Source organism: Haemophilus parahaemolyticus (assembly GCF_018373095.1).
In the GTDB taxonomy this organism is placed as follows: domain Bacteria; phylum Pseudomonadota; class Gammaproteobacteria; order Enterobacterales; family Pasteurellaceae; genus Haemophilus_A; species Haemophilus_A parahaemolyticus_A.
In genome coordinates this window covers 1-7,722 of sequence record NZ_JAHAHT010000087.1, presented here as the reverse complement: position 1 = coordinate 7,722, position 7,722 = coordinate 1, and the positions used below count along the sequence as shown (strand labels likewise).

Sequence of the window (7,722 nt, the reverse complement as noted above, 5' to 3'; positions counted from 1 at the left end):
TACCATATTACCCATCGCACCGCCAACAGATTGTAATGCAAGAACCAATGTTGCTGAAATACCTGTTATTTCTGCTGTCGATAATTGCACACTACCGAAAGTTAAGTTAGAAACAGTATTTGAGCCAGAGAAGAATGCCCCTACCGCACCTAAATATGAAGCAAAGATAGTCCAGTACTCACCTGTCGCATGAGCAAAACTACGACCGATGATTTTCACCATTGACTCATCTCCACCTACTAACATTAAGTTTACCATAATTAACGCACCAATTAATGCGATAAATGGATTGCGAACTTGTTTAAAACTGCTTGAGAAGATGCCTTTCACATTGCTTGATGACATCGAGAATACAGGAATAGCAATCAATACGGTAATTACGAATGGAATTAACGCTGGCACGTAAAGCAATTTATAACTTGCGTTCATTCCCGTACCGAAAATATTTTTCAGACTGAAAATCAAACCTTCACTCACTTCAAAGTGACCTAATGAACCAATTTGTGCTCCGAACCATTCGGTTGCATTGTTCATCATTGCTTTGAACGGCAATTGTTTTACTCGCGTGATAATTAAAAATCCAATGAGTAAGCCTGTTGGAAATAATGCTTTAGCTACTTCTTTACTACTTACAGCATTTCCATCTAAGGTATTTTCTACTTTCGCTAGACCTACACCTTTATTAGCTAATAAGATCGATATAAACATACCAATTGCACCACCCACTAATGATGGGAATTCATAGTTTACTTGTGCTAAAAAGAAATAAGGCACTACGCACGCAAAGATACTTAAATAGATGAATACGAGATTCTGACGAATTTCTTTCCAAGTTACAATGAAGCTTAATGCAATTACAGGAATGACCAATGCAGCGAAACCGTGAACAGTTGCTGTAATTGAACCAATTTCTAAAATTTGATCTTCAGCTAAATTTAATGGACCAAAACCAAACCATGTTGGTGTACCTACTGCACCGAATGATACAGGTACAGAGTTCATAATTAAGGCTAAAATTGCTACGCGAATTGGGTTAAAACCTAATCCCACTAAAATTGGAGCCGCTATGGCTGCTGGGGTACCGAAACCACTTGCACCTTCAATCATAAATGCAAACGCCCAGCCAATAATCATCAATTGTGCTACAGGGTTAGGGTTAATATTACCTAACCATTTGCGTAAGGTGTTAGTTACACCAGAGACTTCTGAGAATCGGTTAAATAAAATTGCACCAAAAATAACGGTTACAGGCGTTAATACCTCTACCGTTGCCGAAGCAATTTTTGCACTAATAATAGAAACATCAGTTGCAAAAAAGACTAAATGAATAATTAATACTACTGCTGCAATCCAAGGTAGAGCAACATAAGATGGAAGAGCATTACGTTTTACCATTAAGTAAATCAATAATACGATTGGGAAAATACTAAGAAATAGAGCCATAAGGTTCACCTACAAAAAAGAAATATTTTTTTCTGATAGCAATTGCTAGTCGGGATTGATTGTAAACAACTTATTAAATAAAGATAGGATAATGTTACAGTTTTGTGAATTAGATCACGCTTTTTATATTTAATTGGTTAAAAAATAGATGAAACATTTTCGAGGTAATTCAAAAAAGGTAGCGATTTTTAGCCCAACTAAAGGCTTTTAGCGTTCTTTTAGCATAGGTTTAAAATGAAAGTTATTCATAATAAAGAAAAGAAATTTTCAACTTGAATAAAGTGAAAGTTTGTTACAATTCTTATAACAGAGTTAAATAACAACAAAGGATTTTTTATGTCTCACCTTTTTCCCAATGCACAACCTCGCACTTCTGCACCATTTCGTTTTGATATTGTTGGCAGCTTCTTACGCCCTGAAGCATTAAAACATGCTCGTCATCAATGCAGTTGTGGCGATATTTCTTGTGCAGATTTAACTCAAGTGGAAGATCACGAGATTGCAAAATTAGTTGAACAACAAAAAGCGGTAGGTTTACACGCAATAAGCGATGGCGAATTTCGCCGTACATTCTGGCACTTAGATTTCTTGAGTGCCCTTGACGGTGTAGAAGAAGTGGATGCAGAAAAATTCTCAGTACAATTCAAACATCACAACGTTCGCCCAAAAACATTGAAAATCGTGGATAAAATCGGCTTTTCCGAAAGCCATCCATTTGTAGAGCATTTCCGTTCGTTACAAAAATTAGCGGGCGAAACCGAAGTGAAATTAACCATTCCTTCACCATCAATGTTGCATTTAATTACTAACGTACGTGCAACGGATTATGTTGCGATTCCACATTACGAAAACAACAACCAACAACTCTTAGATGATATTGCAGATGCTTACATCAATGCAATGCAGATTTTCTACCAATTAGGCTGCCGTAATCTTCAATTAGACGATACCAGTTGGGGCGAATTTTGTGCAGAAGATAAACGCAAAGCCTATCAAGAGCGTGGTTTCGATTTAGATCAAATCGCTAAAGATTACGTGTATATGGTAAACAAAATCATTGATGCGAAACCTGCTGATCTTGCGATTACGATGCATATCTGTCGCGGTAACTTCCGTTCAACATGGTTCTCAGCGGGCGGCTATGAGCCTGTGGCGGAAACGTTGTTTGGCACTTGCCGTGTGGATGGTTTCTTCCTTGAATACGACAGTGATCGTTCGGGTGATTTTAAACCATTACGCTTTATTAAAGATCAGCAAGTGGTGCTTGGTTTAGTGACATCAAAAAGCGGTGAATTAGAAAATCGTGATGAGATCATTGAACGAATTAAAGAAGCAACGCAATATGTGGATATAAACCAACTTTGCTTAAGCCCACAGTGTGGCTTTGCCTCAACTGAGGAAGGAAATATCTTGACCGAAGAACAACAATGGGCGAAACTTGCATTTATTCGAGATATCGCCCGCGATGTTTGGGGTGAGTAATCTTCACTTATTTTTAGGGCGGACGTTAGTCCGCCATTTTTATTATTTAATTGGCGGACTAACGTTCGCCCTACGTTAATATGCAACTAACCCTCCCTCCACTTAGCTTATATATCCACATTCCTTGGTGCGTGCAAAAATGCCCTTACTGCGATTTTAATTCGCACGCTCAAAAAGGCATCATTCCCGAAGCTGAATACATCAAACACTTACTTGCAGATTTATCGCAAGATTTAACCGCTTACCGCGAGGCGATTAGTAATCGAAAAATCCACTCCATCTTTATTGGAGGCGGGACACCAAGTCTCTTTTCTGCAGAAGGAATTGGGCATCTATTGCTCAAAATTCAACAACAAATCCCATTTGAAGAGGGCTTAGAAATTACACTTGAAGCCAATCCAGGTACTGCAGAAACAGAGCGTTTTATCGGTTATGCAAAAGCAGGCGTAACCCGAATTTCAATGGGCATTCAAAGTTTTGAGCCTGAAAAATTGCTGAAATTAGGGCGTATTCACAATAGCCAAGAGGCGAAACAAGCGGTTAAATTTGCTCAAAATGCAGCAAACTTTGGCTTAAAGAGCTTTAATATTGACTTGATGCACGGCTTGCCAAACCAATCGGTAAAACAGGCATTGGAAGATTTAAAACAAGGCATTGCGTTAAACCCGCCACATCTTTCGTGGTATCAACTTACGATTGAACCGAATACGATGTTCTACTACCGCCAACCCATTTTGCCTGATGATGATGAGTTGTGGGATATTTTCGAACAAGGTCATCAACTGCTGACTGAAGCAGGCTACGAGCAGTATGAAACTTCCGCCTATGCAAAAAAAGGTTACCAATGTCGGCACAACTTGAACTACTGGCGTTTTGGCGATTATTTGGCAATTGGTTGCGGTGCTCATGGTAAAATTAGTTACCCAACGGGCGAAATCTACCGTTTTAGCAAAACCAAGCACCCGAAAGGTTATATGCGAGGCGAATACTGTTATTCACAAGAACAGATTGCTCCAGAAGATCGCCCGTTCGAGTTCTTTATGAACCGATTCCGTTTGCTTGAGGCTGTACCTAAAGCGGAATTTGAGCAATACACGGGGTTGTCTGCTGATCTGGTTAAACCTAAAATGGATTGGGCATTAAGTCAAAATTACATTACCGAAACAGCAACTCACTGGCAAATTACCCAGCACGGCAAGTTATTCTTAAATGAACTGCTGGAGAAGTTTTTGGATTAATTGACAAAAAATTTAAGAAAATAACCGCTTGTGATAAGATACAAGCGGTTTATTTATAGCTGGAATTTACAAATATCTACTTAGCTCCCCTCTTTACCTACAGCGTTTTTTACAGAGGGGAGTTATACGGAACTCACAAAAAATGAATACACTACAAGCAGGCGATTTAGCACCACAATTTACTCTTCTTAATCAAAACGAACAATCTATTTCTCTTGCTCAATTTGCGGGCAAAAAAGTCCTTGTTTATTTTTATCCTAAAGCCCTTACCCCTGGTTGTACTACTCAGGCTTGCGGATTGCGTGATAGTCGTACGGAACTTTCTGAATTGAATGTAGAAGTACTCGGCATTAGTCCCGATCTTCCAAAAAAATTGGCTCAATTTATCGAGAAAAAAGAGCTGAATTTTACTTTACTTTCCGATCCTGATCACCAAATTGCTGAGGCTTTTGGCGTATGGGGTGAAAAAAAATTTATGGGCAAAATCTATGATGGTATCCACCGCATTAGCTTTTTAGTAAACGAACAAGGCGTAATTGAAAAAGTGTTCGATAAATTCAAAACCAGCGAACACCACCAAATTGTGGTCGATTACCTAAAAGGAACAAAATAATGGCACATAAAGCGATTTTTCTCGACCGCGACGGCACCATCAATATCGATCACGGTTATGTACATAAAATCGATGATTTTCAATTTATTGAAGGTGTGGGCAAAACGTTAAAACAATTGCAAGATAAAGGTTATTTACTCGTGTTAGTGACTAACCAATCGGGCATTGCCCGCGGTTATTTCACCGAAGAACAATTTACCCAATTGACAGAATGGATGGATTGGTCATTAGATGAAGATTATGGCGTGGTACTAGATGGCATTTATTACTGTCCACATCACCCAGAGGGTAAAGGCGAATATCGTGAAGATTGCAATTGCCGTAAACCGAAAGCGGGAATGTTCTTACAGGCGATTAAAGATTTAAATATTGATCCTGAAAAATCTTATATGGTGGGCGATAAATTAGAAGATCTGCTCGCTGCTGAAAATGCAGGCGTAAAAACAAAAGTACTGGTGAAAACAGGCAAAGAGATCACCGAAGCAGGACGCGAAAAAGCTGATTTAGTGCTTGATAGTTTGGTGGATTTGGTCAGGTTTGTGAAATAGCTTTGTGATGAGCACTTGTAAATATTTCAAAAATTTTATCATTTCCTTCCATATCCAAGTGGTCCGATTTTTAGTATAATTTACTCTCAGTTGTCGAAAGATAACCAATTTGTTTTTATTATCACAACTGAGAAACTTCCATGAACAATCAAACCATTAGCAGACCGAAACAAGCCTTTGTTGGCTTACAAATGCTCTTTGTCGCTTTCGGTGCTTTAGTGCTAGTTCCGTTAATCACGGGGCTTGATCCAAACACCGCCCTGCTTACTGCAGGTGTCGGTACTCTCCTTTTCCAACTCTGTACCAAACGTAAAGTACCTATTTTTCTCGCTTCTTCTTTCGCTTTTATCGCTCCAATTCAATACGGTGTGCAAGCGTGGGGGATTGCTGTTACTATGGGCGGATTAGCTTGTACGGGCTTGGTTTACCTTTGTTTAAGTAGCCTGGTCAAATGGAAAGGGGCTCAAATAATGGACAGAATTTTTCCGCCTGTTGTTGTTGGCCCTGTTATCATCATCATTGGTTTAGGATTAGCCCCTGTTGCAGTGGATATGGCATTAGGTAAAAATACAAATGGTGCTATTTCACAAGATACTGCAATGCTTGTCTCAATGGTTACTTTAATCACTACTGTCATTGTTGCCGTCTTTGCTAAAGGTTTGATGAAACTCGTACCGATTATGTTCGGTATTGTTGTGGGCTATTTGTTATCTCTTTTTCTAGGTATTGTAGACTTCACTCCCGTGCAAAATGCGTCATGGTTTGACGTGCCGACCATTACTTTCCCAGAGTTCCGCTTAGATGCGATTTTATATTTGCTTCCCATTGCGATTGCTCCAGCAGTTGAACATGTAGGTGGCATTATGGCAATCAGCTCTGTAACGGGTAACGACTTTTTGAAAAAACCAGGTTTACATCGTACATTATTGGGAGATGGTATCGCTACTTCTGCCGCTTCATTTCTTGGTGGACCACCAAATACAACCTATGCTGAGGTAACAGGTGCGGTAATGCTGACTAAAAACTTCAACCCAACGATTATGACTTGGGCGGCTTGTTGGGCAATTGCCATTTCATTCTGTGGTAAAGTCGGGGCGTTCTTACAAACGATTCCAGGCATAGTGATGGGAGGCATTATGATGCTTGTATTTGGCTCTATCGCTGCGGTAGGAATGAGTACCTTAATCAAAGCCAAAGTCGATATGGGAGAAGCTCGCAACCTTGTCATTGTTTCAGTCGTGATGACCTTTGGTATTGGTGGTATGCTTATCAATGTAGGCGAATTTTCACTTAAAGGTATTAGCCTTTGTGCAATCGCTGCAATTCTAATGAATTTAGTCTTGCCAAAAGCAGCTGCACAATCTACAGAGTAATTTTATCTAAAATTAAGCGATCTATTTCTGGATGTAATAGACAAAACATTTGAGAAAATAGACTTTAATTTTATCATTAAAAAATTATATAGCAAATGCACAAAACAATTGCTAAATGGTTCTTGAAACGCCAAATGAGCTCGTCGAACCATTGCCGAAAGAGCTTCTAAGCATTAGTTTTGTGCATTTTAGATGCTTATTTTTAACCATCTTTATGCTAAAATAGCCTGCTCTTATTCCCCATTAGTACGGGAAATAATGCGCATTGCAAATCAGACTAAGAAATTGACCGCTTGCAAGCGGTTTTTTCTTTCGAATTTTTTTCAAATTTAACAAGTAGCCTGTCGTATGGGTTACCACTGTAAGGATAAAAAAATGCCAATTATTACTTTACCAGATGGCTCACAACGCCAATTTGACAATCCTATTTCTGTTTTAGAAGTTGCCCAATCTATCGGTACGGGTCTTGCCAAAGCGACTATCGCGGGTCGTGTAAACGGTGAACGCCGTGATGCGTGCGATATTATCGATCAAGATGCAACATTAGAAATCATTACTGCAAAAGATGAAGACGGTTTAGAAATTATCCGCCACTCTTGTGCTCACTTGCTCGGCCACGCCATTAAACAATTATTCCCTGATGTGAAAATGGCAATTGGCCCAACGATTGAAAACGGCTTCTATTATGATGTGGATTTAGATCGCTCTTTAACCCAAGAAGATATTGATGCGATTGAAAAACGTATGCTTGAGTTGGCAAAAACCAACTATGATGTAGTGAAAAAACGTGTGAGCTGGCAAGAAGCACGTGATACCTTCGAGCAACGTGGCGAGCCATACAAAATGGCAATTTTAGATGAGAATATCGAACGCACAGCAACGCCTGCGTTATATCATCACCAAGAATATATTGATATGTGCCGTGGTCCACATGTACCAAATATGCGTTTCTGCCACCACTTCAAACTTCAAAACGTGGCGGGGGCTTACTGGCGTGGCGACAGCAAAAATAAAATGTTGCAACG

7 protein-coding genes are annotated in these 7,722 nt (G+C 39.5%); 6 read left to right on the top strand and 1 reads right to left on the bottom strand.

Going from position 1 to position 7,722, the window contains the following annotated elements; genetic code table 11:
* The coding region (locus KH943_RS08185; RefSeq protein ID WP_304109873.1) for an L-lactate permease at window positions 1-1,443 on the bottom strand (1,443 nt) is incomplete at its 3' end.
* Between the two features lie 336 nt (window positions 1,444-1,779).
* Here KH943_RS08185 and KH943_RS08180 point away from each other — a divergent pair.
* The 6 genes from KH943_RS08180 to KH943_RS08155 all read left to right on the top strand — a co-directional run.
* Window positions 1,780-2,925 (top strand): 5-methyltetrahydropteroyltriglutamate--homocysteine S-methyltransferase, encoded by a 1,146-nt coding sequence (locus KH943_RS08180; protein WP_304109871.1) that lies wholly within the window; start codon window positions 1,780-1,782, stop codon window positions 2,923-2,925.
* Window positions 2,926-3,005: 80 nt separating this feature from the next.
* A complete protein-coding gene (gene hemW, locus KH943_RS08175; protein ID WP_304109870.1) occupies window positions 3,006-4,163 on the top strand; it encodes a radical SAM family heme chaperone HemW in 1,158 nt (385 codons plus the stop codon).
* Between the two features lie 142 nt (window positions 4,164-4,305).
* Window positions 4,306-4,776, top strand: coding sequence for a thioredoxin-dependent thiol peroxidase (gene bcp, locus KH943_RS08170; protein WP_304109868.1), 471 nt, complete (start codon window positions 4,306-4,308; stop codon window positions 4,774-4,776).
* Window positions 4,776-5,324, top strand: coding sequence for a D-glycero-beta-D-manno-heptose 1,7-bisphosphate 7-phosphatase (gene gmhB / locus KH943_RS08165; protein ID WP_304109866.1), 549 nt, complete (start codon window positions 4,776-4,778; stop codon window positions 5,322-5,324). Before bcp ends, gmhB begins: the two co-directional genes overlap by 1 nt.
* A 140-nt stretch (window positions 5,325-5,464) precedes the next feature.
* Complete coding sequence (locus KH943_RS08160; RefSeq protein ID WP_304109864.1) at window positions 5,465-6,697, top strand: uracil-xanthine permease family protein; 1,233 nt, start codon at window positions 5,465-5,467, stop codon at window positions 6,695-6,697.
* A 375-nt stretch (window positions 6,698-7,072) separates the two neighbouring features.
* On the top strand, window positions 7,073-7,722 hold a 650-nt coding region (locus tag KH943_RS08155), incomplete at its 3' end, for a TGS domain-containing protein (protein WP_304109862.1).

Coding starts and splice junctions, on each gene's coding strand:
- KH943_RS08180 (WP_304109871.1), top strand. CDS start 1,780: ATGTCTCACCTTTTTCCCAATGCACAACCTCGCACTTCTGCACCATTT.
- hemW (WP_304109870.1), top strand. CDS start 3,006: ATGCAACTAACCCTCCCTCCACTTAGCTTATATATCCACATTCCTTGG.
- bcp (WP_304109868.1), top strand. CDS start 4,306: ATGAATACACTACAAGCAGGCGATTTAGCACCACAATTTACTCTTCTT.
- gmhB (WP_304109866.1), top strand. CDS start 4,776: ATGGCACATAAAGCGATTTTTCTCGACCGCGACGGCACCATCAATATC.
- KH943_RS08160 (WP_304109864.1), top strand. CDS start 5,465: ATGAACAATCAAACCATTAGCAGACCGAAACAAGCCTTTGTTGGCTTA.